Below are 25,145 nucleotides of genomic sequence, written 5' to 3' on the forward strand. Positions count from 1 at the left end.
TCCACTAAAAACATGAACGAAACAGGTGTGGCTTTACTAGCAGACTTCGGTATATGGCATTCCTTGCAGGTATCATTACTGCGTCTCATGGCCGGTAGCAGCTCTAGTCAAAGCGACTCTCATGTCATTCTGACTTGGAGATCGTCTCCCTTACAATTGCAGAGTGTTTGATCTTGCCCTTTGTTGCCGTGACCGTCTGCGTAGTCGTCAAAACCTCAAGCTTGATCTCAAACTCGTCGCTGTAAAGTCTGTTCTGAAAGAGACGGGTCAGATGCTCAGCGAACTGCTCCGCCAGCTCACTACTGTCGAGATATAGCGTCTTGTATGAAAGCCGGCCAGTGGGTGTCGAATACAAGCCCTTCACGACGTCATCGCCCCGATAGTGACCATCACGCAAGTTCGAAGGAACCAACCTGCTGGGCATCTCGACTCTGATCGTGGCGTACTCGACAACCGACTTGTTCTTGAAGTCTCCAGCATCGCGTAGCTTTGTGTGCTTCATGACTAATCATCCTTTCTGGTTAGAAGCAGAGTGCCAGTTCGTTCGATGAATAGCGACTGGCCGATTCCAGCCTGTTGCTACCGGCAACTGTCGGCCAAAAGCAGACATCCGCTCGCAAAAATGCCCGGCTTCCACCGGGCAAAGGGAGATAGGGCTGAAGCCCTTCGTCTTAATCAGCGCGCAGATTAGGGTTGGGCGCAGGGGGGAGTCAACGAACACCAGCTAGGCGTAATGCAGCAGGGGTAAAATCACTTTCCGAAGCGCGGAAGGTAAAGTCGTAACCCTGTTTTTCCTCATTCTTCATCCCCATCGCTAGATACCGGCCCGCTTGCAGGTCATAGATTGCTTCCAGCGTGAACCAAGGCACTTGCACGTTGTAGTAGTACTGGGAATGTGCCTCGGACACCCGCCAGAGATTGCCGCGCCCGTCGTAGTGATCAATCTCGGCGGCCTGCCAGGTGTCTTCATCGATGTAGAAATCACGCTTTCGATAGACGTGTCTCTCTCCTGGCTTCAGCGTCGCGGTGACGTGCCAGACACGGTGCAACTCATAGCGAGATAGATCTTGATTGATGTGTCCCGCCTTGAGAATGTCGCTGTACTTCAGCCTTGGAGAGTCCAGTTGGTAGCTGTTGTACGGGATGTAGATTTCCTTCTTGCCAACTAACTCCCAGTCGTAGCGATCTGGTGAGCCGTTGTACATGTCGAAGTTGTCCGAAGTTTGTAGGCCATCTGAGGCCGTACCAGGGCCGTCATAAGACACTTGCGGCGCGCGGCGGACACGGCGTTGGCCAGCATTATAGATCCATGCCAAGCGAGGTTCTTTAACTTGGTCGAGGGTCTCATGTACCAGCATCACATTGCCTGCCAGTCGAGATGGCGCGGTCACACGTTGCTTGTAGTAGAACAGGACGTTGCTCAGTGTGTTGGCGTCGTAGTCCCTTAGGTTGCCGCGATAACTGAACTCCTCCTGAAAGTAAACCATGGTATACGCACCATTCACTTGAGGAGTTGCTTGTGTAACGAACCGGCGCATGCTGCCGCCACGGTAGCGCGTGATGTGGTTCCAGATCACCTCCAGCCCGTTTTTCGGAATTGGGAATGGGTACGCTTCTTTGAAATCCTCAAGGCCGTTACCGCTTTTCACCAGCTTGGTTGATATCGCGTTGATCTTAGCGGCTGCTGCGATATTGGGAGGAACACTCGCCGATCTATGAGTCGGATACACCGGAATTCGATACGTCTCCGGGTAGCGCTTAAACATCGCGTACTGCCCCGGCGTTAGCCTATCTCGATATTGATCGACGTTCTGAGCCGAGATCACGAACAAAGGACTCTCGCCGCTAAACGGGTTCGCTAGAAAACCTTTGCTATCCACTGCACCGGCATTCTTTGGCAAGCCCCCCGTCCACGCCGGAATCGAGCCATCGGCATTCCCAGCCATCTCGGCCCCTAAAGGAGTCAAGGTGGCCCCCAGCTTCGCTGCTTCTTCAGGAGATACCGCTGCAATGGCTCCGGTAGCGAACACGGCCATTGCCAGCACACCAGTTGTTAGTAGATGTCTGTTCATACTGTTCTCATCATTGTTCTTGTTTTCAGAGCTGAATGGGCTGAGCGCCCTAGCTGATATGTGCAGCCAGCAAGTGAGGCAGACGTGACGCGTCCAAACAGAGCCAGCAAATACAGTGGCTGGATGCCCTCATAGCCAGTAACTGTCAGGCACAGGTGTCCGCTATCGGCAAAGCCGATACTCATGCAGCGAACTCACTTGATTAGCGAAATGTCGACAGCCTGGGCAGGACAGGCTGTCTTCTGCGACAGAGCCGCTAGCTCGTCGCTGCCTTCATGGCGGCGATTCCGCTGTGCTTATTAGCTTCGCGGGCCAGTTGTCGTTCTTCTTCATTGGCGAAGTCGCGATCCCATGCCAGCACCTTAGGCGTCATCAAGTGGTGCCACAGCGGTGGGATCAGGGCGACCACGATTGTTGTCAGGTAACCACCAATCATCATTGGGGCATCAGGGAATGGCCTGAGATCCTGATATGGCACCTCGCCTTGGGCGTGGTGATGAGAGTGACGAGTCAGATTGAACATGGCCCAGGAGCTAATCCGTTTATTGGTGTTCCAGGAGTGACGAGGCTGCACCGGTGTGGCCGGGTTGCGCACCATTCCGTAGTGTTCCATGTAGTTGACGATCTCCAGCAGAGCCTTACCCCCCAACGCGCAAAGGGTGAAGAACAAGGCCGCTTGCCAGCCGCCAATGACGTATGCCGCAGCGACTAACAGCAAGCTCATCAAATGCCCCCGCAATACGGCATTGTGCCAACCGTATCGGCTTTTCCCCTTGCGAGTGAGGCGGCGTGTCTCGATCTCCCACGCGCTCAGATTGCCCTTGAGGGTCGATACCAGAACATGGAAGTAGACGTTGCGCCCGCGCGGCGCAGTTGCTGGATCTTCGGTGGTGGAGACATAACGGTGATGACCATAAACGTGCTCAATGGAGAACACTGTGTCGAAACTAAAAGCCAGTAACCAGCGGCCTATCAGCATAGACACCGGGTCCCAGGTACGGTGGGTCAACTCATGAGCCGTAATAGTTCCGATGATGCCGATCATCAGTGCTGTCAGCAGCCAGGCTGAAAAGTGATGACCAACAGCCGTAGCATCTCGCGCAGAGAGTAAGTCATAGCCGCTGAGCTGACTCAGCGCAGCACCGAACCCCAAGACATCACCGTCGCTAACACTCCATACGGCTGCAAAAACAATGATGCTTAAGAGAGGTAGTGCCAACCATAGCTGCACGGTCAGGATGCTTGGGTAGCTGAACTGAGGAGTACTGGTGTCGTCACCGCAGACTGCGTCACCGATGATGTAGATCGTCAATACTGTCACTAGCCCGGCAGTAGTCCAGGCCCCACCCAGTAGGATGGCTGCTACAGAAAGCAGACCGATAACGTGGAACAAAAAATACTTTAAGTAATGCAGTGCGTTCATGGCCGCCTCTGTTTGTTTTTTAATGAAAGCCCCGTTCAAGCACTGACAGGTAGTGGCTGGAGCTGGGTGATGAAGCGATCTGCATGAATGTGCTCACGAGGCACTCCAAGATCGCGAAGAGTTTCTACGGCGTTGTCGATCATCGCTGGAGGGCCACACAAGTACGCGTGGGAGCCAGACTCAAGACAGCCCGAAATGTGATCAGTGACCAGGCCACGCGCGCCCTTCCAATCCGCATCAAGTGCTGAGGCGGAGAGAACCGGCATGAAGTGAAACGGTGCTTTCCAGAGCGCAGCAAACATCTGGATCATGTCTAGCGCGTATAGGTCGCGTTCCTCACGAGCACCAAAGAGCAGAGTTACCGAACGTGAGGCGCCTGCAACTAAGGCCTCTTCCAGTAGGGCCATAATTGGAGCCAAACCACTGCCACCGGCCACCAGTAACAGCGGAGCAGTGGACGAACGCAGGTAGAAATCGCCCAATGGGCCGCTCAGTGCCACGCCCTGACCAAGTAATGACTGCTCATCAATCAGAGTGGTCAGACGCCCACCTGGAACCTTGCGGATGAAGAAACTCACCTTGGAGTCCGGTTGAGGGCGGCTAGCAAAGGAAAAACTACGTGAGTACTGCGGCAGAGCCTCTAGACAGAGGTCTGCATACTGACCAGCCTTGTACGACAGGCTTTGTTCAAGCTGCACAACCAGACGTGTGATGTCATGGGTCAGCTTCTCTTGGCTTACTACCTTGCCCCGGACTTGGTGTCGAGCCTGAGCTTTGGAAAGATCTACTTCAATCTCCACATGCCCCTTTGGCACGCTCTGACATGCAAGGATGTACCCTGCATCCAGTTCATCGTCGCTAAGGATGTAGCTGGACTCGGTAAGCTCCTTCACCTGGCCTGACACCAGTCGACACTTGCAGCTTGCGCAGCCTCCGACCCGGCAGCTGTGCGGGAAATCGATTCCTTGGCGCAAGGCTGCTCCCAGTAATGTCTCGCCGGGAGAGACAGCAACCTTGGTGGCATTGATCATCGCCGTCGCAGACCGCTGCCTAGTAAAGAATGAAAACATGCGTCCTCCTGTTCTACTTTTTGGATCGGGACAACTAGATCCTAAGGACGTAGAGCAGGAGCGAGAGAGCGCATCAGTTGACAATCACGGGGTCATTAATTGACATTTTGCCTTGTGATCAGCCTCCTTTTGCGGTGCGAGCTTCAATGTCTGACTTCCTCCTCCCCGTGCAGTACCTGCGGCAGATTGCTGAGCAGCTACGTGTTATGGGCGCGTCGCCTGACGCCTGGCTAGCCGACTGCGGTGTCCAATCCCAGGAGTTGGATGACCAGCATTACCAGCCCAGCATTGAGCTGTTCAGCCAGCTTATGGAGCAGGCGCTTGTACGGAGTAACGAGCCTGCATTCGGCCTTTTGCTAGGCGAGCGGCTGATCATCAGCACCCATGGTGCTCTGGGTTTCGCTGCGCTACAGGGAGGCTCGCTGCGCCAGGTCATCCTGCTGTTAGAGCGCTACCTCGCAGTGCGTACCAGTTTGCTCAGAGTGCGGCTTGAACATGAGGAGAGCTGCCAGCGGGAACAACTCCGGTTCGTCGCCGCCTACAAGCTCGGCTCGATTGAGCGGACAGTGATGGAGGCCATACTGCTGGCGGTGAAGAATATTATTGATGCACTGAGTCCTGGCAGTTTGAGCATCGAGCGAATCAACTTTCCGTTCCCCACCCCCAGCTATGCAGATCTAGCTAGAGAGATATTCGGCTGTGCTGTCGAATATGACCAACCATGGGCCGCCATCTCGTTCAATCAGTCGGCACTGGATGTACCGCTGCGCATGGCCGACCCGGTTGCTTTCCACGAGGCGGAGTTGATTTGCCAGAGAGAGCTGCAAAAAATTAGCGAAAGCACATCGCTTGGCAGCCGCATCCGTCGACTTATGCTTGAAAGGCAAACCGGATTCCCTAGCCTTGTGGTTGCTGCCCGTCTGTTCTACATGACCCCACGCACCCTGCACCGCCACCTCCAGGCAGAGGGCACCAGTTTCAAGCAAATACTCATGGAGGTGAGACACTCACTCGCGTTAGAGCACATCAGCTCTGGAAAGCTCTCGGTGGAGGAGATAGCACTGACACTTGGCTACAGTGATGTCGCGAATTTCAGACGCGCATTTAAGCAATGGGAAGGCGTATCTCCCTCTGAATACCGAGGCATGAAACCTTCCGTGTAGCAGATTGCTCAGCACGATCTGCTTCTACTAGGACGTCCTGGTCAGCGTCTGCTTATGGCCGGTTGCTGCCTATCACTGGGGTCTAGGAGCTTTCTTCCATTTCCTCCAAGGCGTAACTATGAGTCCATGCTGGCTGTAGGATGCGCAATCCAGTCTGGCCGGCAAGCTCAGCGCCAAGATGAAAGGCAGCCTCTTCAGCGGCTGCGGTGCTTCAATGATGACCAACACCACTGCAACACCATCAAAACGTGAGTGGCACACCTGCTAAGCAAGCGCCTGGGATGCTTCAGGAGCGTTCCCTAATATCTCGCTGAAGGACAGTATCGAACCACTTCGGCGTCGTTTCACCAGCGTTTCCATAGATGCTGCCTGGCAGGGACTGCCAGAACTCGACAATGGAGCTGGAAAACTCATCCAACTGATCGTTGGAAACGGCAAGATGGGTGTGATCCAGCCAAACGGCATCGGTGAGGTCGGCTCCGGGGAAAAGGGCTCGCAGGAATTCGGGATGCTTTTCTTTCAGCTTTTCCAGAGATTTGCCGTCTCCGTGCTTGTAAACATTCACGACATAGCGGCACGCACTCAGCTTTTTGAGATAGGTGGAGTCCTTCTTCGCTAGACCAAGGCTGTCCAGGAACTCTTCGATGTCCTCAAAACTGGCTGACCAGATTTTGTTAGTGACATGTTTGCCGATATGCCAATGCCGTATCTCCTTCAACAACCAGCCACGGAGCTGCTTGTCCCAGGCGTGAAACATTCCTGCGACAAGACTGAGACGGGTTTGGTCTCGCAGCTCGGTCAGTAGCTGGTAGTACTCGATGCCCACATGGTAGGCGTCCTCTTCGAAGTCCCCTGGATCGTGCCGGTCAGGGTCAAAGCGGTGCGCGTGGTCTTCTAGCCAGCGCGTCCCGGCCTCGTCCGCTTCCTGCTCCATGTTCTCAAATTGGGAGAGCAGCTTCTTTTTTCCCTGCTCGATGTAGAACCGGTGCTGCTCAATCAGCGACTGACGAAACGGCTCCCACATCTGAAAGTATGCGTAAGTGTTTTTGTTCTCTTCGGGCTCGTTCATAACCACTCCTCAGTAGCGCCGAAAGAAGCCGTGGATTTCGGGGCGCTCCCTCAGAGCCAAAGCCAGCACTGCCATTGACTGATTGAGAAGCTCATCGTCTCGTTCGGATCCCTCGACGAGATCCACATGGCCAGTGCCTCCGTCGCGGTACTTCGCGCCATGAGCCAGGTTATTCCGAGCTCGACGGATCGCCAGAAAGAGATCCGCCGTGTTCTTAACAGGCCCGCTGTCCTTCCACCCCAGCGCTCCATCCGCTTGCTTCACCTGCTTCATAGGAGGACGGTTACCTCAGTCGGAAAACGTTGCAACAGTGCCTAGAGGTTCAGGGGCTCTGAGTCCTTTTGAGCTCGTGGAAACCATGCAGGTCTTCGTCCCACAAAAAGCCCGCCAGTTTTGAAACGCTGACGAACCACTCTGCGCGCTCGTCTTCGATGATGAGCACAACACGTCTATTGCTGACGAAGTCGCCGTCGTAGCTCATCGAGTAATCATCGATCTGTAGTCGCTCGCCAGGCTGTATGACTGCTCCGGCTGCTATGCCGTCCGCGAAACCGCTGCCGGCAGTTTGGTACTCATCGATGCCGTCATCTGCACTCGCAAAAGCGTACAAGCGGCGACGAATGTAGGTAACAGCCTGGCTCGTTCTATTCACCAGGAACACTGGCTGTTTATCAGAGCACCAGCTGAAGTATGGGATTGCCAGGAACAGCCCACCAACCTTTTCCTGCTCGAAGGCATCAAGGTTGGCGCCAGCGAGTAAATCTGCAATCTCCCTTCGGCGCCGGGACAGCAAATCGAAGACGTCTTCATCATCGGCTGGTCTAAAACCTGTGAAGGCGTTGAACGCATCGCATGCGATATCTAGACGTGCGTAGCGAGCTAGCTGCGCTGCGTACTGTTCTGCCACACCTGGGTGGCATCTCTGTGCGAGCCGAGAGGTCAGCTTCGTCACTTCGTCGCGGATCGACTGGCGCATCAGGGCTTCGGCTAATCTTTTGACTCTATGGTTAGGCCGAATGTGTCATCGGCGCTGGGCTCGTTGTAGAAGGGATGCTTGATCCGGCGCTCCTGCCGCAAGTAACTCAAAGCACTGACAAAGCAGATCTGGCATAGGGGAGCAAAGTAGAGGTCACTTCCTCCATTGTCGTTCGGACGGTCTCCATGCAAGGCGCCACAACGCTCCTCAAGGCATGGATCGCCACATACAAAACAGTGGATTGGTTCGGCTGTTTTATTCTGATTAACCATCCTGATCACCTCGCATTTGGACATTGGCTGTAGACCGCAGCAAGCCCTGCTTGTGGTCAAAAAAGACTGGCTACAGCGTCAAGGCTGGTTATCTTGCGCAGAACATCGCCCATTAAAAGATAAGCTGAGATGAAGCCTGCTTCAAATTTGTACATAGGGCTTGTGCGAAAAAAATCGCCGACGTCCCAACTGCGGGTGATATCGTAAATAACAAGGGGCCGATTAGCAGCTGAGCAGCATCCACACTATGTAAATGCAAAATTTCACAATTCAATTTCGATTTCCAATTTTTTACGCAGTACGCGCCGTATCGCTTCCGTATACATTGGTGTATCAAGTCGACGGAAGGCCTCCCAAACTTCCCAATAGAAAGCTAGCAGAGCAGTGTGAGCCCATCGTCCGCACTCGTTTTTTGCATTTTCCATCACGCTATCTATAGCATTTCGATAGTCGTCTGGCGCTGACCTGTCACATGCCTCCGCACAGAGGTATAAGTACTCCTTCTTGAGTTCGCATAAATCTTCAATCGTCTTCGCGATGATCCGATACTGGTCGGCTGCCGTCAGCATTAATGCATTGCCTTGGTAATAACCACAGAGGGAAAGTGTAGACGACTCTCCGCAACGCATACATCAACAGGTGTCAAAATAATCGGACATCAGCCTATCCCAGTAAATCGAAGGTTAGTGGTTCGGGGAGTCAGTGCAACAGACGCAGGGGTAAGCGCAGCTTAGCCTGAACAGAGGCGTTGAACTGCATCAGCGAATACCACCCGATTTTGCGTTCAAAGGTCGCGATTACGTAGAAACTGCCGCTCGTGGTATGTAGTACCCAAAAACCGTTTTCTTGATGAAGGTGAATTACATCAGACGTGCGGATTGTTGTCCCTTCTTTAAATACTTTCCGTGAGCTGCGATGGCTGAACACGCGACCCACGCCAGACCTGGCGAAGATATGGACATCAGTCAGGTATCCAGTCACTCGCCATGAAAACTGTGTGTTTTGTGCTTTGATCAGGCGTAGCTTGGTGCGTCTTGATAGGCCGGCTGCTAGCATCAAAAAATGCGCCCAAGGGTCTCAAGAGAAGCTCTTGTTCTGATGCCATCGCCGATCAGGATGTAAATCGTATTTAGTGTCTTGAAGATGAACCCGTCTTCGAATTTATGGAGATAGCTTGTGCGCACAAAGTCACCCACATCCCACCTGCGCCGACTGTCGTAAATCACGGTATGGGCGTAGATGACGACTGGCTGGCGGTTGGTTCTAGCTAGCTCGGCGCGTTGCTCTGGAGTTACATCTAGGTCGATCCAGCGCCATTTGGAGACAAGGCAGTACTCGGCGTATGGGTAACGTTCGCGGACGATCCTTACAGCTTCTTCCTGGCTGACCTGAGCTCCTAGCATTGGTATGCCATCACCATGGAGTAGCTCGGTCACTTCTTCCAGCCCGGTCATCTTCAGTTACCGAAGTAGCGCTGAGCTGGGCGCTTCGCTGTGTAGTGAACGACGTCAGTACCCATTCGCACTTTGCTGGCCATCAAGTCCCTAGGGCCACCAAACCGGTAGCAGCCGAACTTGGTAAGAACGCGATGGAATACTTCGCCACGAGTTGTTTGCCCTTCGCTGAACTCGTAAACGTCGGCAACACCTATCCCCACGTTGTCGGGAAAGGAGCAAGGAAAAACTGCTTGGAATGAACGCACACAGAGTCCCTCCCCTGGGGCGGCTAGGATCTGCTTAACAAGCGCGGCGTCGTTCGTAGAGATCGTTCGGACGATGGTCTTTTCTGTCGAGCACGCGAGGGTGATGTGCATCCAGTGCACGCTGCCTTTTTTGTTAAGGCACCACAGCCCCGAGCTTTCAGATTTGAACTCAACATCTATATGTCCAGCTTGGGTAGTCATGTGTGTCTCCGCTTCGAATATTTACTCAGTCGCTATTTCGCCCAGCAGGCAGATCGCGATCACTGGCGCTGGGCCGTGATTGGGCGTTGAGCCTGCTGGGGTCTAATGCCTTGGGCTTTCGTTTGATGTCATGGCGCCTGCTGCGAGGTGTCGGTAATTTCTATTGGCATTAATTGACGGGGTTTTCTGATAAGCTCGCGCGACATTTAATTTATCGTAGACGATAAAGAGATGTCGCGTCAAAGCTGCTCTGATGCTCAGTTTTTGGGCTCAAACAAAATGCGCTACGAAGCGGTGTTGGGGCAGGTGCTGCGAGACGTTAGGTTGCACGCCGGTCTCGCACTCACTGATTGCGTTGCGGTGATGACCGCTGCGAATCTCAGTCAGGTCGAAAACGGTCTGGCAGTCATCAAGATCGAGTCCATGGTTGGGCTCTGCGAAGTGCTTGGCGTTGCTCCAAGTGACGTACTTTTGATTGTTGAGGCGCGCCTTTCGGGTCTGCGTGTTGAGGAGCAGATCGCTGTGAGCACTGCACGGCTTGGTGCGTTGCTGGGTACAGGCAGCCTTGCTCTGGCTGCGCCAGTTGACGCTGTTCGCACTATAGCGAGGCAGAGAAGGGACAATGTACGTGCCGAGGTGATGCGGATGCAGCGTGAGGGGTTGCACAAGCAAGAGGTTGCTCGCCGGCTAGGGGTGACAGTCAGGACAGTGCAGCGGCACTGGCCTAAGGGCGACGAATGATTGCGCTATTCGGCTGACTCTAGCTGATTAGCTAGGCGCTGCTCTCTGACGAATTGCTTGAACTGTTCGAAGTTGAGCGAATCAACCTCGCCTGCTGTTTCAATGACGATCTCCTGCTCAAGGGGCTCAGGAAGCTCACTGCCCAATATGCGCAGACGGAGACGGAAAGCGCCAGGGGCATGAGGGATAAACGCCAACGTTTCAGAGCGCCCCTGCTCACCCGGCAGGAGGGATCCAAGGCGTATATGGCATGCCAGTGTTGGGCCGCGTTCGTCTATCTGCAATGCTCGACTTTGACGCTCAATGACGTCCTGTACCGTTGTCAGACGGCTGGCTAGGTTCCAATCAGCCTCAGGCTTCTTGGGTAAGTCGCATCCTGGGAGCAATTCAAATGATTGAGCATCCAGCGCGTCAACAGAGACTTCAAGCTTTGCATTTGACAGCTGCGTGCTGGATTGATTGACCAGCACAAACTGCATCTCGATCAACGCTTCGTCTACTCGCACGTATTCGGCATATTCCCTCCAGAAGTCGCGATTGTCTCGCTCCAGGGCCGAGTAAACGTGAATGTCGAATGGGCCTGAGGGTTCCCGTTGCCTTACGAAGTCCGGGAACCTCTCAGCAAACCGCAGATATTTGTGGGCAAAGGTACTTGGGAGGGCTTCATTTTGCGGGGTGAGTACGGACAGATCTAGCTTCAGCTCTTTACGTCCGTCATCGTTGATTGCCATTGCAGTGGCTTCTGGTGGCTCAGCTTCATCTGTACTGCTGCCACGGCGAACATACACCACATTACTCTTGAGCCTGCCGTAAGCATTGGTGATGTAAAACGGACGCTTCTGCTTCGGGATAGTGATGACACCGACAGTCATCCCCTCGTACAAATGCTCTTCGTAGCTGAAGGTCAGCTTCGGTTTGACCTTGCTATTCACAAACTGCTGTATCCGAGAATCGTCGATGCTGTCTTGAATGCCAACGACCTCAGCGGGGTGGGGACGGTTATCCTTGAACCCCAAAAGGATATAGCCAGGGCCTTCGCGCCATGAATTAGCGATGGCGAGTATGTCCTTGAGCATCTCTGCTTTATCTACCTCGCTTCCGCCGTTGAAGCGGTACTGGGCAGACTTAAAGTCGATGTCAGGGCCTTCGCTTCTGTAGCGCAGTCTGCTCAGCAGCTCGATCATCTACGCACTCACTCCCTGACATTGGTGTGAGCTCAATTTGAGCATGATGACCGTCTAAGCGGTAGGTCGGATGCACTGAGCGATCAGAGAGAGCTTAGTCTTCGACTACCCAGTGGCATTCCGGAATGGGTAGAGGCGCGCCTGGCCATCTCCAGTTAGCGCCATCCACTTTCAAGAAAGGCTACTAGCTTTGCCGATCTAGGCATCGCTGCCCGAAGACTCAAACTATTTGATGATTACTCGCCAATGCTCCAACCTGAAGTGATTGGGTAGCGACGATCCCGGCCAAATCCGCGCTCGGTAACTCGCGGGCCAACAGCTGCTTGTCGACGTTTGTACTCATTCAGATCGACCAGTCGAATCACCTTGTAGACCAAATCCTTGTCGAAGCCATGCTCGATGATTGCGTTAGCAGAATAATCCTGCTCGATGTACAGGCGCAGGATCTCATCGAGGACAGGGTAAGGGGGCAAAGAATCTTCGTCCTTCTGATCTGGCGAAAGCTCTGCTGATGGTGGACGGTCAATTACCCGTTGCGGAATGACATACCCAAGCGTGTTGCGATACTCACTCAAGCGGAACACGAGAGTCTTGGGCACATCCTTCAAAACATCGAACCCACCTGCCATGTCCCCATAAAGGGTCGCATACCCGACCGCCATCTCACTTTTGTTACCCGTGGTCAGCACCAGATACCGCTTCTTGTTGGAGATCGCCATTAGCAAGGTGCCACGACACCGGGCTTGGAGATTCTCTTCCGTGGTGTCTTTGGCCAACCCTTCGAACATTGGTGCGAGCGTATTCAGAAATGCCTCAACCATCGGGGCAATAGGAAGCACGCTGTACCTGACCCCCAGGATATCCGCCTCCTCTTTGGCATCATCCTGACTCATCTGGGCGGTGTAGTGGTAAGGCATCATGACCGCTTCAACGTTCTCAGCGCCCAAGGCATCAACCGCGATAGCGAGACACAGTGCAGAGTCAATGCCACCAGAGAGGCCAAGCACCACGCCTCTGAAACCATTGCGCCGGACGTAATCACGAACGCCAACCACCAAAGCCTGGTAAACGCTTGCCTCCAAACTGAGAAGTTCATTCATCAAGCCAGCCACCGGAGTCATGCAGCCGTTCTTGATCTCAAAATCGGAAACAAACAGGCCCTCTTCGAAAGCCGGCGCCCGCTGGGTAACTATGCCCTGTCCATCAACAACAAAGCTGTTGCCATCAAAAACGAGTTCATCCTGGCCTCCCACCTGATTGACATAAACCATCGGAATAGCGGATTCGCATGCGCGCTGCGCAAGGAGCCGTTCGCGCTCAGCTTGCTTGCCTCGGTGGAAGGGGGAAGCATTGAGGGTCAGCATCACCTGCGCGCCGGCTTCGCGGGCTTGCTGGAGAGGCTCGGCAAACCAGATATCTTCACAAATCGTGAGACCGACCTTCACGCCAAACAGGTTCACGACACATGGTTCAGTGCCAGGCTCGAAGTAGCGTTTTTCATCAAAGACCCGGTAATTGGGCAGACACTGTTTGTAGTACCTGGCGATCACCTTGCCTTCAGAAATGACTGCGCAGCTGTTGTAGCGCACGCCATCTTCGACCCAGGGGAAGCCGATCACTACCGCAATGCCCTGAGCCGCTTCCTGAACTTGGAGTAGTGCTTTTTCCATCCGGCTCTGCATGCTTGAGCGGAGGAGCAAGTCCTCAGGCGGATACCCGCAAAGGGTTAGCTCTGGGAACACAATGACCTGGGCATTGAGGTCATCGCGCGCCCTGCTTGTTGCTTCGATAACCTGCTCAACATTACCGCGAACATCCCCAACACGGATGTTCAGCTGGGCCATCACCACTCTCAAACGTTGCACCACTCAGCCTCCAAATTTGCTTTGAGCAAGATCTACTAGATGCAACGCCGGCCTGCTGGGGTTGGCTGCATCAGGGAAATGCTCTACCCGCGAACAGAGCTCACATCTGCTGGCTAAAGGGCATTCCCGTGCGTAGGAACGATATCGTGCTCGGGTGTTTGCATTATGCCCTATCCCCTACCGAACCACGCTCCAATTGGCCCGCTGGGCTGGTAGAGAAAATATTTTTGGCTCATACTAGAGATGTGCAGTTTTTATTTTTGCACATCATAATGCCCGCCACCAAAGCCTTACCAGATATGGCAATGTGCACTTTTCGGGGTGGTGGAAAGTGATGGGCTTCTTCACCAAGTTCGGCGACGGCGCCTGCGACCTCGCCCCGCTATCCGGCCTGGTGAAGAACCAGGTACGCGCCATTGCTAAGCACCTGGGCGCACCGCAGCACCTGGTGCAGAAGACGCCCACCGCCGATCTGGAAGAGCTGCGCCCGGGCAAGCCGGATGAGGAAGCCCATGGCGTCACCTACGCCGAAATCGATGCCTTCCTGCATGGCGAGAAAGTCAGCGACGAAGCCTACGCCACCATCGTGCGCACTTACGACAACACGCGGCACAAGCGCGAGCTACCGCTGGTGCCCTGATAGTCGCAGGCATAAAAAGAAGCCGGGCAATCGCCCGGCTTTTTTGTCTGCACTGCAAATTAACGCCACTACCCGGCAATGCGCTCTAATGGCGCGGCGAGCGCGCGAAGACCTGACGAGGCCGGCACTCGGCCACTGGTGCTGGCGGCGGTTGATCGGGCAGTGTCGGCTCACCAGGCTCCTGCGGCGGCAAAGGCCTTCCTGGCTGGTCAGGAATATCGGGTTCGGGTTGGCCGGGAATGCCTCCCGCATTGAGATAGAACAAAGACATGGGCCGCTCTCCTGAACGTGGACTGTTACAGGTGGAGCGCCACATGGGCGGGAAATTCAGGCTATCCGACAAAACGCTAGTGCGCACAAAAAAGCCGGGCTAAGCCCGGCTTTGTGACAACGCTTCGGCGATCAGGCCTTGGGCAAGGTCACGCCGGTCTGCCCCTGGTACTTGCCACCGCGATCACGGTACGACACCTCGCAGGCCTCGTCGGACTGCAGGAACAGCATCTGCGCCACACCTTCGTTGGCATAGATCTTCGCCGGCAGGTTGGTGGTATTGGAGAACTCCAGGGTCACGTGACCTTCCCACTCCGGCTCCAGCGGCGTGACGTTGACGATGATGCCGCAACGCGCATAGGTGCTCTTGCCCAGGCAGATGGTCAACACGTCACGCGGAATACGGAAGTATTCGACGGTACGGGCCAGGGCAAAGGAGTTAGGCGGAATGATGCAAACGTCGCTCTTGATGTCGACGAAGCTCTTCTCATCGAAATTCTTCGGGTCGACGATGGCCGAATGGATGTTGGTGAACACCTTGAATTCATCAGCGCAGCGTACGTCGTAGCCGTAGCTGGAAACACCGTAAGAGATGACGCGGCTATCGTCGGCACCGCGTACCTGGCGCTCGACGTAGGGCTCGATCATGCCGTGTTCCTGGGCCATGCGGCGAATCCACTTGTCCGATTTGATGCTCATGGCGAGGTGTCCTGAGTGGGCTATTGCAAGAAAAGTGAGCGCATCTTACCGATGCAGGCGCCACGCTTCAAAGAGCGCAGCCTCCAGCGCCGGAGATTATTTGCAAAAAAGCTGCATCGACTATTCGCACTTGGCGATAAAAACACGTATGGTGTCCCCACTGTGCTGCATGTGTCACCGCGAATCGCTACTTGATGCCTAGATCTCGATCCAAACATCGTCCGACTCCTAGTACTCGTTGCACTCAGTCCCGGCCTGGGCTTTTCCAGGGCTGCTATTACTTTTGTTAGGAGACATCACATGTCCAATCGTCAGACTGGCACCGTTAAGTGGTTCAACGATGAGAAAGGCTACGGCTTCATCACCCCGCAATCCGGTGACGACCTCTTCGTACACTTCAAAGCCATTCAGAGCGATGGTTTCAAGAGCCTGAAAGAAGGCCAGCAAGTGACTTTCGTGGCCACCCGTGGTCAGAAAGGCATGCAAGCTGAGGAAGTTCAGGTTGTCTAACCTGCACTGACCTGCTTGAAAAAAGCCCCGCCTAGTGCGGGGCTTTTTTATGGGTGTTTGCACGCCCTGTAGGAGCGGATTTATCCGCGATTCGCGGCTGAAGCAGAATGCCGCCCAGCCGCTCCTACAGAATCGGGATCGGGGCAATGGGAAAATCGCCAAGCCAGGACCGAGTCGCCTGCATGGCCCTCTCCCGCCCTTCGGGCACCCTCGACTTGGGCATCCTGCGTCGCTCTACCTCCTGCATCCATGCAGTCGTCTCCCACAAGCGGGAGAGGGTCATCAGAAAGCCGCTGCGCGGCTGCTTTTAGTCCTCGCTGATCTCGATGCTGGGCATCGCCGGCTTACCCGCCAGGGCGATACGTGCTCCGACCTTGCGCGCCAGGTCCTGATAGATCATGGCGATCTGGCTTTCTGGATCGGCAATGGTGGTGGGCTTGCCGTCATCGGCCTGCATGCGAATGGCCATCGACAGCGGCAGCGAGGCCAGCAGCTCGACGCCATATTGCGCAGCCAGCTTCTCACCGCCGCCCTCGCCAAACAGGTGTTCGGCATGGCCGCAGTTGGAGCAGATGTGCACGGCCATGTTTTCCACCACGCCCAACACCGGGATGTGCACCTTGCGGAACATTTCCACGCCTTTCTTGGCATCGAGCAGCGCCAGGTCCTGAGGCGTGGTGACGATCACGCTGCCAGCCACCGGCACCTTCTGCGCCAGGGTCAGCTGGATATCGCCGGTGCCCGGCGGCATGTCCACCACCAGGTAATCGAGATCGTTCCAGGCGGTCTGGGTGATCAACTGCAGCAAAGCGCCACTGACCATCGGCCCGCGCCAGACCATAGGCGTGTTGTCGTCGGTGAGAAAGGCCATGGACATCACCTGCACGCCATGAGCTTCGAGCGGCACGAACCACTTCTGATCCTTGACCTGCGGGCGCGTGCCTTCGGCGATGCCGAACATGATGCCCTGGCTGGGGCCGTAGATATCGGCATCCAGAATGCCGACCCGCGCGCCTTCACGCGCCAGCGCCAACGCCAGGTTGGCAGCGGTGGTGGACTTGCCCACCCCGCCCTTGCCCGAGGCCACGGCAATCACGTTCTTCACACCAGCCAGGGCCGGCACCTGCGCCTGGCCCTGGTGCGAGTCGATTACGCAGTCGACCTGCACCCGCGCGCTCTCGACTGCATCGAGATTTTCCAGCGCCATCTGCAGCATCTGCGCCCAACCGTTCTTGAACAAACCAGCTGCATAGCCCAGCTCCAGACGTACGGAAACACGCGCGCTCTGGATGTCGATCTCACGCAGGCAACCGGCGCTGACCGGGTCCTGATCGAGATGGGGGTCGGTGAACTGACGCAGACAGGCTTCGACCGCTTCGCGGGTGACGGCACTCATGCATGAACTCCAGAAGGCAGCGGAAAAACAGGCCGGCATCATAGCAGCAGCACCGCACCATGCGCGGCACATCGAGCATGCTTGCCTGCAGCAGGTGGCTTGCAGCCTGCCGCTGCTTTATAGTTGCCGACTTCCCTCGTTTTACCAGTGCAGCCGATCACCATGACCGAAGCCCGCAAGATTCTCGTTACCAGCGCCCTCCCCTACGCCAACGGTTCGATCCACCTCGGCCACATGCTCGAGTACGTGCAGACCGACATGTGGGTGCGCTACCAGAAGCTGCGTGGCAACCAGGCCATCTATGTGTGCGCGGACGACGCACACGGTTCGGCCATCATGCTGCGCGCAGAAAAGGAAGGCATCACATCCGAGCAGTTGATCGATGGTGTACGTGCCGAGCACATGGCCGACTTCGCCGACTTCGGTGTGGACTTCGACAATTACCACTCGACCCACTCCGACGAGAACCGCGAGCTGTCGGCGGCCATCTACCTGGCGCTGCGCGACAAGGGGCATATCGCCACCCGCGCCGTGACCCAGTATTTCGACCCAGAGAAAGGCATGTTCCTCGCCGACCGCTTCATCAAGGGCACCTGCCCGAAATGCGGTACCGAGGACCAGTACGGCGACAACTGCGAGAAATGCGGTGCCACTTACTCGCCAACCGAGTTGAAGAACCCGCGCTCGGCAATCTCCGGCGCGGTGCCGGTGCTCAAGGAGTCGCAGCACTTCTTCTTCAAGCTGCCGGACTTCGAAGCCATGCTCAAGCAGTGGACGCGCTCCGGCGCGCTGCAGGAAGCGGTGGCCAACAAGATCGCCGAGTGGCTCGATGGCGGCCTGCAGGAGTGGGACATCTCCCGCGATGCGCCCTACTTCGGCTTCGAGATTCCGGACGAGCCGGGCAAGTACTTCTACGTCTGGCTGGACGCGCCGATCGGCTACATGGCCAGCTTCAAGAACCTCTGCAGCAAACGCCCGGAACTGGACTTCGACGCGTTCTGGGGCAAGGACTCGACCGCCGAGCTGTATCACTTCATCGGCAAGGACATCGTCAACTTCCACGCCCTGTTCTGGCCGGCCATGCTCGAAGGCGCCGGCTACCGTAAGCCCACCGCGGTCAACGTGCACGGCTACCTGACGGTCAACGGCCAGAAAATGTCCAAGTCGCGCGGCACCTTCATCAAGGCGCGCACCTATCTGGACCACCTGAACCCGGAATACCTGCGCTACTACTACGCCTCCAAGCTGAGCCGTGGCGTGGACGACCTCGATCTGAACCTCGAGGACTTCGTGCAGAAGGTCAACTCGGACCTGGTCGGCAAGGTGGTCAACATCGCCAGCCGTTGCGCCGGTTTCATCCACAAGGGCAATGCCGGCCTGCTGGTCGCCGCCAACCCGGAACCCGAACTGTGGGATGCCTTCCAGGCCGCCGCGCCGAGCATCGCCGATGCCTACGAGGCGCGTGATTTTTCCCGTGCCATGCGCGAAATCATGGCGCTGGCCGACCGCGCCAACGCCTGGATCGCCGACAAGGCGCCCTGGGCACTGAACAAGGTCGAAGGCAAGCAAGCCGAGGTACAGCAGATCTGCGCGCTGGGTATCAACCTGTTCCGCCAACTGGTGATCATGCTCAAGCCGGTGCTGCCGAAGCTGGCCGCCGAGGCAGAAGCCTTCCTCAATGTGAAGCCTCAGTCCTGGGCCGACCTGGCGCTGCCGCTGGCCAACCACCAGCTGAATCCGTTCAACCCGCTGCTGACCCGCATCGAGCAACCGAAAATCGAAGCCATGATCGAAGCCTCCAAGGAAGACCTCGCCGCCGAAGCGCCCAAACCACAAGGCAATGGCGAACTGAGCAAGGACCCGCTGGCTGCCGAGATCAATTTCGACGCCTTCGCTGCCGTCGACCTGCGCATCGCCCTGATCGAAAAATGCGAATTCGTAGAAGGCGCCGACAAGCTGCTGCGCCTGTCGCTGGATATCGGCGACGAAAAGCGCAATGTGTTCTCCGGCATCAAGTCCGCCTACCCGGACCCGAGCAAGCTGGAAGGCCGCCTGACCCTGTACGTCGCCAACCTGGCGCCGCGCAAGATGAAGTTCGGCATCAGCGAAGGCATGGTGCTGGCCGCCGGCCCCGGCGGTGAGGAAATCTACCTGCTCAGCCCGGATAGCGGCGCCAAGCCAGGCCAGCGCGTCAAGTAACTCCAGCGCCAGGAGGCAATGATGAAACCATGGATGGTCGTCCCCCTTCTGCTGATTCTGGCGGGTTGCTCCGATCAATCAGGCACACCGCTCGGCGGTGCCCTGCAGGGTGAGCGCAACAAGGCCGGTAGCTACCTGGCCTATGAACACCACGTAGGCATCGAGCTGGCTGCAGAGCAGATCAGCGAGCGGATCGCAGCCACCCGCGAAGCCTGCATGGCCGAGCGTTTCGGCGCCTGCAGTCTGATCGCCGCGCAGCAGAGCAGCGGCCGTGCGCCACGTGGCGAGCTGACCCTGCGTATCGCGCCGGATGGTGTCGAGGCCATTACCGCACTGGCCAGCGAGGGCGGTGAGCTGACCAGCCGTACCACCCGCGCCGAAGACCTGGCCCTGGCCGTTGCCGACAACCGCCGCCAGAATGAGCAACTATTACGCCAGCAGCAGACCCTGCAGCAATTCGAGAAGCGCGATGGTCTGGCCGTCGCCGACCTGCTGGCCCTGGCCCGTGAGCAGGCCGCCCTGGAAGTGCAACTGCAGGCACTGGCGCAGGAAGCCGCCCAACAGCAGCGCCGCCTGGATACCAACCTGCTGACCCTGAACTTCAGCAGCCCCTACGAAAGCTCGCCTTTGGGCCGCATCGGCGACGCCTTCTCGCGCCTGACGGACAACCTCGCCGAAGGCACCGCCAACCTGATCGAGTTCATCGGCTACAGCCTGCCTTTCCTGATTGTGCTGTTCCCTGTGGCACTGGGTTTGCGCAAGCTGTGGCGGCGCCTCACCAGCCGCTGAAAAGAGCCATACTGCATGTGACGCGAGGTCGCCGAGGGCAGGCAATTCGCCGCATCCGGCTTGTATGGCCGGGGCGGCTTCCCGATAATAGGCGCCCTTTTCCTATGGCCTTTGCGCACTCGACGGCAATCCGATGACCGAACTCGTCCTGATCATGGTCAGCGCCATCCTGGTCAACAATTTCGTGCTGGTGCAGTTCCTCGGCCTGTGCCCGTTCATGGGCGTGTCGAAGAAGATCGAAACCGCGATCGGCCTCTCCCTGGCCACCACCTTCGTGCTCACCCTGGCGGCCATGTGCAGCTACCTGGTGCAGCAGTACGTGCTCAAACCGCTGGACCTGGAATTCCTGCGCACCATCAGCTTCATCCTGGTGATCGCCGTGGTGGTGCAATTCACCGAGATGGTGGTGAACAAGACCAGCCCACTGCTCTATCGCGTCCTGGGCATTTTCCTACCGCTGATCACCACCAACTGCATCGTTCTTGGCGTCGCCCTGCTCAACGCCAACAAGGCCGAGTTCACCTTCATCACCGCCACCGTCAACGGCTTCGCCGCCGGCCTGGGTTTCTCCCTGGTGCTGGTACTGTTCGCCGCCATGCGTGAGCGTATCGCCATCGCCGACGTGCCGAAGTCCTTCCAGGGCGCGGCTATCGGCATGATTACCGCCGGGTTGATGTCGCTAGCGTTCATGGGCTTCTCCGGGCTGATCAAGCTATGAGCCTGGTTCTGGTCGCCGTTCTCGCCCTGCTCGCGCTGTGCCTGATCGCGGGCGCCATCCTCGGTTTTGCCGCGGTGCGCTTCAAGGTCGAGGGCGACCCCATCGCCGAGCAGATCAACGCTCTGCTGCCGCAGACCCAGTGCGGCCAGTGCGGCTATCCCGGTTGCAAACCCTACGCAGAAGCCATTGCCGGCGGCGACAAGATCAACAAATGCCCACCCGGCGGCGAAGCCACCATCGCCGCCCTGGCCGATCTGCTCGACGTCGAGGCGGAACCACTGGACGCGGTGGAAGGCGAAAAGCCGCAGATGGTCGCGTTTATCCGCGAAGCAGAGTGCATTGGCTGCACCAAGTGCATCCAGGCCTGCCCGGTGGATGCCATCGTCGGCGCGGCGCGGCAGATGCATACGGTGATCGTCAGCGAGTGCACCGGCTGCGACCTGTGCGTCGAGCCCTGCCCGGTGGACTGCATCGACATGATCGAAGTTGGCAGCACCGTGCAAAGCTGGAAATGGGACAAGCCGCTGGCACCCGGCCAGTTGATCGCCAGTGACCGGGAGCAGGCGGCATGACCGTGCAGGAAAAGTTCTGGGATATCCCCGGCGGCATCCATCCCGCCGAGCGCAAGGAGCTGTCCAACCGCACATCGATCCAGCAAGCGCCATTGCCCAAGCGCCTGGTGTTGCCGCTTGGTCAGCATATCGGCGCTGCCGCCGAACCCTGCGTGGCGGTCGGCCAGCGCGTGCGCAAGGGCGAGAAGATCGCCAATGCCAATGGCTTCGTCAGTGTGCCGTTGCATGCACCGACTTCCGGCAGCATCGCCTTTATCGGTGAGCAGCCTTATCCGCATGCTTCCGGCATGCTGGCGCCGGCCATCGTCATCGACAGCGATGGCCTGGACGAGTGGATCGAGCTGACGCCGCCAGCCGACTACCGCAGCCTTGAGCCAGCCGAACTGCTGACGCTGATCCGCGAGGCCGGCATCAACGGCCTGGGCGGCGCCGGCTTCCCCACGGCGGTCAAACTCACTGCAAGGCCGACGCAGAAGATCCACACACTGATCATCAACGGCACCGAATGTGAACCCTACATCACCGCCGATGACGTGCTGATGCGCGAACGTGCCGTCGAGCTGGTCGCCGGTATCGAGGTACTGGCCCATCTGATCCAGCCACAGCAGGTGCTGATCGGCATCGAAGACAACAAGCCCGAGGCCATCGCCGCCGTACGCGCTGCCTGCATCGGCCGCGACTACCAAGTGCGAGTGTTCCCGACCAAGTACCCGTCCGGCGGCGAGAAACAACTGATCCAGATTCTCACCGGCGTCGAGGTGCCCAGCGGCGGCCTGCCCGCCGATATCGGCATCCTTTGCCAGAACGTCGGCACCTGCGTGGCCATCCACGACGCCGTACTGCTGGGCAAACCGTTGATCTCGCGTATCACCACCCTCACCGGCGAAGCGCTGGTGCGCCCCGGCAATGTCGAGGCGCTGATCGGCACGCCGGTGGGCGAGCTGCTGGCGTTCGCCGGGCTCGACCCGAGCAAGATCAATCGCCTGATCATGGGCGGGCCGATGATGGGCTTTACCCTGCCATCGCTGGACGTGCCCCTGATCAAGACCAGCAACTGCCTGCTGGCCAGCACCGCCGCCGAACTGCCGCCACCACCGCCGGCCATGCCCTGTATCCGCTGCGGCGAATGCGCCGAGGCTTGCCCGGCCAGCCTGCTGCCTCAACAACTGCACTTCTTCGCCCTGGGCCAGGAACACGAGCAGCTCAAGGCGCACAATCTGTTCGACTGCATCGAGTGCGGCGCCTGCGCCTACGTCTGCCCGTCGAGCATCCCACTGGTGCAGTACTACCGCGCAGCCAAGGCGGAAATTCGCGAGCTGGAACAGAAGCAACTCAAGGCCGAACACTCCAAACAGCGCTTCGAGCAACGTCAGGAACGCCTGCGCCGCGCCGAGGAGCAGAAGGAAGCCGAGCGCAAGGCCCGCGCCGAGAAAGCCGCCCGCGCCAAGGCAGCACAAGCCGAAGCCCCGCCTGCTGCCGCAGCGGCGCCGGCCGATGAAGCGCTGAAGAAACTCAAGATCGAAGCCAGCATGGCCCAGGTCGCGTTGAAGAAGGCAGAGAAACAGCTGGCCGCCCACGACACGCCCGAACTGCAGGCGCAGGTTACTGAGCTGCGTGCAGCAGCCGAAGCCGCGCAAAAAGCGCTGGCCAATGCCCAGGCAGCAGCACCAGCCCCGGCGCCCAAACCGGCCGGTGACGACGCGCTGAAAAAGGCCAAGATCGAAGCCGCCATGCTCAAGGCGCAACTGCGCAAGCTGGAGAAGATAGAAACTCCGGACGACGAACAACAGGCCGAGATCGCCCGCGTGCGCCAGCAACTGGAAGCCGCCGAGAAGGCCCTGGCCGAGTTGGACAGCCAGAAGCCCACAGCCGCTGCCAAACCCGCTGGCGACGAAGCGCTGAAGAAAGCCAAGATCGACGCCGCCATGCTCAAGGCACAATTGCGCAAGCTGGAAAAAATCGAGAACCCGGACGACGAGCAGCAGGCCGAAGTCGCCCGTGTACGCCAGCAGCTCGAAGCCGCCGAGAAAGCCCTGGCCGAGTTGCAGAGCCAGGCGCCGGCACCAGCCGCCAAACCCGCCGGCGACGATGCGCTGAAAAGAGCCAAGATCGAACTGGCGATGAAACGCGCCGAACTGAAGAAGGCAGAAAAGGCCGGCAGCGACGACACCGCGCTGCAACCGCTGCGCGATGCCCTGGCCGCCGCTGAACAAGCGCTGCACGCCGCAGAAGCGGCCTCGGGCAAACCGGCACCGGATCTGGTGCGCACCGAACGCCCCGGCGTGGATGCTGATCTGAAAGCCTTTAAAACCGAAGTGGCCTTCGCCCGATCAGACCTGCGCAAGCTGGAACGTGACGACAACACCACTGCCGATGCACTGGAGCAGGCGCGCACACGCTTGAGCGAAGCAGAACGCAAGCTGGCCGAATACCAACCCTGACAGCCGCCCCGGATTGCATCCGGGCTACAAAAGATACCCCGTCGCGCCGGAGCCCCCGGGCGGCACAGACAACCGTAGCCCGGAGGCAATCCGGGAACCGCGCCCAACAAGGCGCCGCGACAGTAACGACCGGAGCGCCGATGGCCCTGCCCCGCATCACATCGCCCCACGCCACGGGCAGCAACCGTACCCAGCAGGTCATGCTGCAGGTGCTGCTGGCCACCGTGCCGGGCATTCTCGCCCTGACCTGGCTGTTCGGCGCCGGCAACCTGTTCAATCTGGTCTGGGCCAGCCTCTGCGCCCTGGGTTTCGAGGCTGCATTGCTGGCTGCACGCAAACGCCCGATCGCGTTCTTCCTCAAGGACTACAGCGCCCTGGTCACCGCCGTGCTGCTGGCCTTGGCCCTGCCGCCCTACTCGCCCTGGTGGCTGACGCTGATCGCCTGCGGTTTCGCCATCGGCTTCGGCAAACAGCTCTATGGTGGCCTCGGACAGAACCCGTTCAACCCGGCCATGGTCGGCTACGTGGTGGTGCTGATCTCCTTCCCCGTCGACATGACCAGTTGGCCCGCGCCGCATGGTGTCGCCGCGCTGGATGGCATCCAGCATATCCTCGGTATCGCCAACCTCCCGGACGGCTGGGCCCAGGCCACCGCGCTGGACGCGCTGAAGGTGAACAAGAGCCTGACCATCGACGAGCTGCACGCCAGCAACCCGGCCTTCGGCCATTTCGGCGGTGCCGGCAGCGAGGTAGTCAATCTGGCCTTCCTAGCCGGCGGCCTGTATCTGCTGCATAAACGCCTGATCACCTGGCATGCGCCAGTGGGCATGCTTGCCGCGCTGTTCATCATGAGCCTGCTGTTCTGGAACGGCAGCGGCTCGGATTCCAACGGCTCGCCGCTGTTCCACCTGCTCACAGGCGCCACCATGCTCGGCGCCTTCTTCATCGTCACCGACCCGGTATCCGGCGCTACCAGCAATCGCGGACGCCTGGTGTTCGGCATCGGCGTCGGCGTGCTGGTCTACGTGATCCGCACCTGGGGCGGCTACCCGGATGCGGTGGCATTCGCCGTGCTGCTGATGAACCTGGCGGCGCCGACCATCGACTACTACACCCGGCCACGCAGCTACGGCCACCGCAAGCCCAATAGCGGCTTCAAGCTGGGAGAATGAG

The 25,145-nt window shown here is 57.9% G+C and carries 24 protein-coding genes and 1 pseudogene; 10 read left to right on the top strand and 15 right to left on the bottom strand.

The features are described from left to right. Positions 1 to 124 precede the first annotated feature (124 nt). The 4 genes from EGJ86_RS18445 to EGJ86_RS18460 all read right to left on the bottom strand — a co-directional run bounded on the left by EGJ86_RS18445 (position 125) and on the right by EGJ86_RS18460 (position 4,565). Positions 125 to 502: a hypothetical protein gene (locus EGJ86_RS18445; RefSeq protein WP_125836109.1), complete on the bottom strand. Its 378-nt coding sequence runs from the start codon at positions 500 to 502 to the stop codon at positions 125 to 127. A 208-nt stretch (positions 503 to 710) separates the two neighbouring features. Further along, the gene (locus EGJ86_RS18450; RefSeq protein WP_125836110.1) at positions 711 to 2,072 is read right to left on the bottom strand and encodes a DUF1329 domain-containing protein; all 1,362 of its coding nucleotides are present in this window, start codon (positions 2,070 to 2,072) and stop codon (positions 711 to 713) included. A 256-nt stretch (positions 2,073 to 2,328) separates the two neighbouring features. Beyond that, positions 2,329 to 3,495, bottom strand: coding sequence for an alkane 1-monooxygenase (locus EGJ86_RS18455; RefSeq protein ID WP_125836111.1), 1,167 nt, complete (start codon positions 3,493 to 3,495; stop codon positions 2,329 to 2,331). Between the two features lie 35 nt (positions 3,496 to 3,530). Beyond that, on the bottom strand, positions 3,531 to 4,565 hold the full coding sequence (locus EGJ86_RS18460; protein WP_125836112.1) for a 2Fe-2S iron-sulfur cluster binding domain-containing protein: 1,035 nt from the start codon (positions 4,563 to 4,565) through the stop codon (positions 3,531 to 3,533). A 146-nt stretch (positions 4,566 to 4,711) separates the two neighbouring features. Here EGJ86_RS18460 and EGJ86_RS18465 point away from each other — a divergent pair, with 146 nt between their 5' ends. Continuing rightward, the gene (locus tag EGJ86_RS18465) at positions 4,712 to 5,728 is read left to right on the top strand and encodes an AraC family transcriptional regulator (RefSeq protein ID WP_125836113.1); all 1,017 of its coding nucleotides are present in this window, start codon (positions 4,712 to 4,714) and stop codon (positions 5,726 to 5,728) included. Positions 5,729 to 6,014: 286 nt separating this feature from the next. Here the strand turns inward: EGJ86_RS18465 and EGJ86_RS18470 are convergent, their stop codons facing one another. From EGJ86_RS18470 to EGJ86_RS18495, 6 genes are all read right to left on the bottom strand, one after another. Then, complete coding sequence (locus EGJ86_RS18470) at positions 6,015 to 6,797, bottom strand: hypothetical protein (RefSeq protein ID WP_125836114.1); 783 nt, start codon at positions 6,795 to 6,797, stop codon at positions 6,015 to 6,017. A 9-nt stretch (positions 6,798 to 6,806) separates the two neighbouring features. Continuing rightward, positions 6,807 to 7,070, bottom strand: coding sequence for a hypothetical protein (locus tag EGJ86_RS18475; RefSeq protein ID WP_125836115.1), 264 nt, complete (start codon positions 7,068 to 7,070; stop codon positions 6,807 to 6,809). 49 nt (positions 7,071 to 7,119) lie between these two features. After that, entirely contained in the window at positions 7,120 to 7,773 is a 654-nt protein-coding gene (locus EGJ86_RS18480) for a hypothetical protein (protein WP_256672474.1), read from the bottom strand. Between the two features lie 535 nt (positions 7,774 to 8,308). After that, positions 8,309 to 8,614 (bottom strand): hypothetical protein, encoded by a 306-nt coding sequence (locus EGJ86_RS18485; RefSeq protein WP_125836117.1) that lies wholly within the window; start codon positions 8,612 to 8,614, stop codon positions 8,309 to 8,311. Between the two features lie 486 nt (positions 8,615 to 9,100). Beyond that, a complete protein-coding gene (locus tag EGJ86_RS18490) occupies positions 9,101 to 9,499 on the bottom strand; it encodes a hypothetical protein (RefSeq protein WP_256672475.1) in 399 nt (132 codons plus the stop codon). A gap of 2 nt (positions 9,500 to 9,501) precedes the next feature. Continuing rightward, positions 9,502 to 9,948 carry a hypothetical protein gene (locus tag EGJ86_RS18495; RefSeq protein WP_125836118.1) on the bottom strand — a complete coding sequence of 149 codons (447 nt, stop codon included), beginning with the start codon at positions 9,946 to 9,948 and terminating at the stop codon, positions 9,502 to 9,504. 231 nt (positions 9,949 to 10,179) lie between these two features. On the opposite strand from EGJ86_RS18495, the gene EGJ86_RS18500 reads away from it, so the two are divergent. Continuing rightward, positions 10,180 to 10,689 carry a hypothetical protein gene (locus tag EGJ86_RS18500; RefSeq protein ID WP_125836119.1) on the top strand — a complete coding sequence of 170 codons (510 nt, stop codon included), beginning with the start codon at positions 10,180 to 10,182 and terminating at the stop codon, positions 10,687 to 10,689. A gap of 5 nt (positions 10,690 to 10,694) precedes the next feature. Here the strand turns inward: EGJ86_RS18500 and EGJ86_RS18505 are convergent, their stop codons facing one another. Beyond that, positions 10,695 to 11,873 carry a helix-turn-helix domain-containing protein gene (locus EGJ86_RS18505; protein ID WP_125836120.1) on the bottom strand — a complete coding sequence of 393 codons (1,179 nt, stop codon included), beginning with the start codon at positions 11,871 to 11,873 and terminating at the stop codon, positions 10,695 to 10,697. A gap of 236 nt (positions 11,874 to 12,109) precedes the next feature. Next, complete coding sequence (locus EGJ86_RS18510; protein ID WP_125836121.1) at positions 12,110 to 13,741, bottom strand: NAD+ synthase; 1,632 nt, start codon at positions 13,739 to 13,741, stop codon at positions 12,110 to 12,112. A gap of 328 nt (positions 13,742 to 14,069) precedes the next feature. Between EGJ86_RS18510 and nadE the strand changes: the two are divergent. Beyond that, positions 14,070 to 14,378 (top strand): annotated as a pseudogene (nadE, locus tag EGJ86_RS18515) (NAD(+) synthase); the annotation flags it as partial. A gap of 85 nt (positions 14,379 to 14,463) precedes the next feature. Here nadE and EGJ86_RS18520 read toward each other — a convergent pair. Beyond that, positions 14,464 to 14,649, bottom strand: coding sequence for a hypothetical protein (locus EGJ86_RS18520; RefSeq protein WP_125836122.1), 186 nt, complete (start codon positions 14,647 to 14,649; stop codon positions 14,464 to 14,466). A 131-nt stretch (positions 14,650 to 14,780) separates the two neighbouring features. Beyond that, on the bottom strand, positions 14,781 to 15,347 hold the full coding sequence (gene dcd, locus EGJ86_RS18525) for a dCTP deaminase (RefSeq protein ID WP_004423764.1): 567 nt from the start codon (positions 15,345 to 15,347) through the stop codon (positions 14,781 to 14,783). Positions 15,348 to 15,647: 300 nt separating this feature from the next. Here dcd and EGJ86_RS18530 point away from each other — a divergent pair, with 300 nt between their 5' ends. Beyond that, positions 15,648 to 15,857: a cold-shock protein gene (locus EGJ86_RS18530; RefSeq protein ID WP_004423761.1), complete on the top strand. Its 210-nt coding sequence runs from the start codon at positions 15,648 to 15,650 to the stop codon at positions 15,855 to 15,857. Between the two features lie 307 nt (positions 15,858 to 16,164). Here the strand turns inward: EGJ86_RS18530 and apbC are convergent, their stop codons facing one another. Continuing rightward, positions 16,165 to 17,253: an iron-sulfur cluster carrier protein ApbC gene (gene apbC, locus EGJ86_RS18535; protein WP_106732988.1), complete on the bottom strand. Its 1,089-nt coding sequence runs from the start codon at positions 17,251 to 17,253 to the stop codon at positions 16,165 to 16,167. A gap of 162 nt (positions 17,254 to 17,415) precedes the next feature. Between apbC and metG the strand changes: the two genes are divergently transcribed. The 6 genes from metG (at position 17,416) to EGJ86_RS18565 (ending at position 25,144) form a co-directional block, all read left to right on the top strand. Continuing rightward, positions 17,416 to 19,452 carry a methionine--tRNA ligase gene (gene metG / locus EGJ86_RS18540; RefSeq protein WP_125836123.1) on the top strand — a complete coding sequence of 679 codons (2,037 nt, stop codon included), beginning with the start codon at positions 17,416 to 17,418 and terminating at the stop codon, positions 19,450 to 19,452. 21 nt (positions 19,453 to 19,473) lie between these two features. Then, positions 19,474 to 20,241 carry a DUF4349 domain-containing protein gene (locus EGJ86_RS18545; protein WP_125836124.1) on the top strand — a complete coding sequence of 256 codons (768 nt, stop codon included), beginning with the start codon at positions 19,474 to 19,476 and terminating at the stop codon, positions 20,239 to 20,241. A gap of 133 nt (positions 20,242 to 20,374) precedes the next feature. Continuing rightward, positions 20,375 to 20,959 carry an electron transport complex subunit RsxA gene (rsxA, locus tag EGJ86_RS18550; protein ID WP_013714594.1) on the top strand — a complete coding sequence of 195 codons (585 nt, stop codon included), beginning with the start codon at positions 20,375 to 20,377 and terminating at the stop codon, positions 20,957 to 20,959. Then, a complete protein-coding gene (rsxB, locus tag EGJ86_RS18555; protein ID WP_017361671.1) occupies positions 20,956 to 21,531 on the top strand; it encodes an electron transport complex subunit RsxB in 576 nt (191 codons plus the stop codon). The genes rsxA and rsxB overlap by 4 nt, the downstream gene beginning before the upstream one ends. Further along, the gene (gene rsxC / locus EGJ86_RS18560; protein ID WP_125836125.1) at positions 21,528 to 23,972 is read left to right on the top strand and encodes an electron transport complex subunit RsxC; all 2,445 of its coding nucleotides are present in this window, start codon (positions 21,528 to 21,530) and stop codon (positions 23,970 to 23,972) included. The genes rsxB and rsxC overlap by 4 nt, the downstream gene beginning before the upstream one ends. A gap of 140 nt (positions 23,973 to 24,112) precedes the next feature. Continuing rightward, positions 24,113 to 25,144 (top strand): RnfABCDGE type electron transport complex subunit D, encoded by a 1,032-nt coding sequence (locus EGJ86_RS18565; RefSeq protein ID WP_125836126.1) that lies wholly within the window; start codon positions 24,113 to 24,115, stop codon positions 25,142 to 25,144. Position 25,145 lies beyond the last annotated feature (1 nt).

The organism is Pseudomonas sp. o96-267 (assembly GCF_003935465.1).
In the GTDB taxonomy this organism is placed as follows: Bacteria; Pseudomonadota; Gammaproteobacteria; order Pseudomonadales; family Pseudomonadaceae; genus Aquipseudomonas; species Aquipseudomonas sediminis.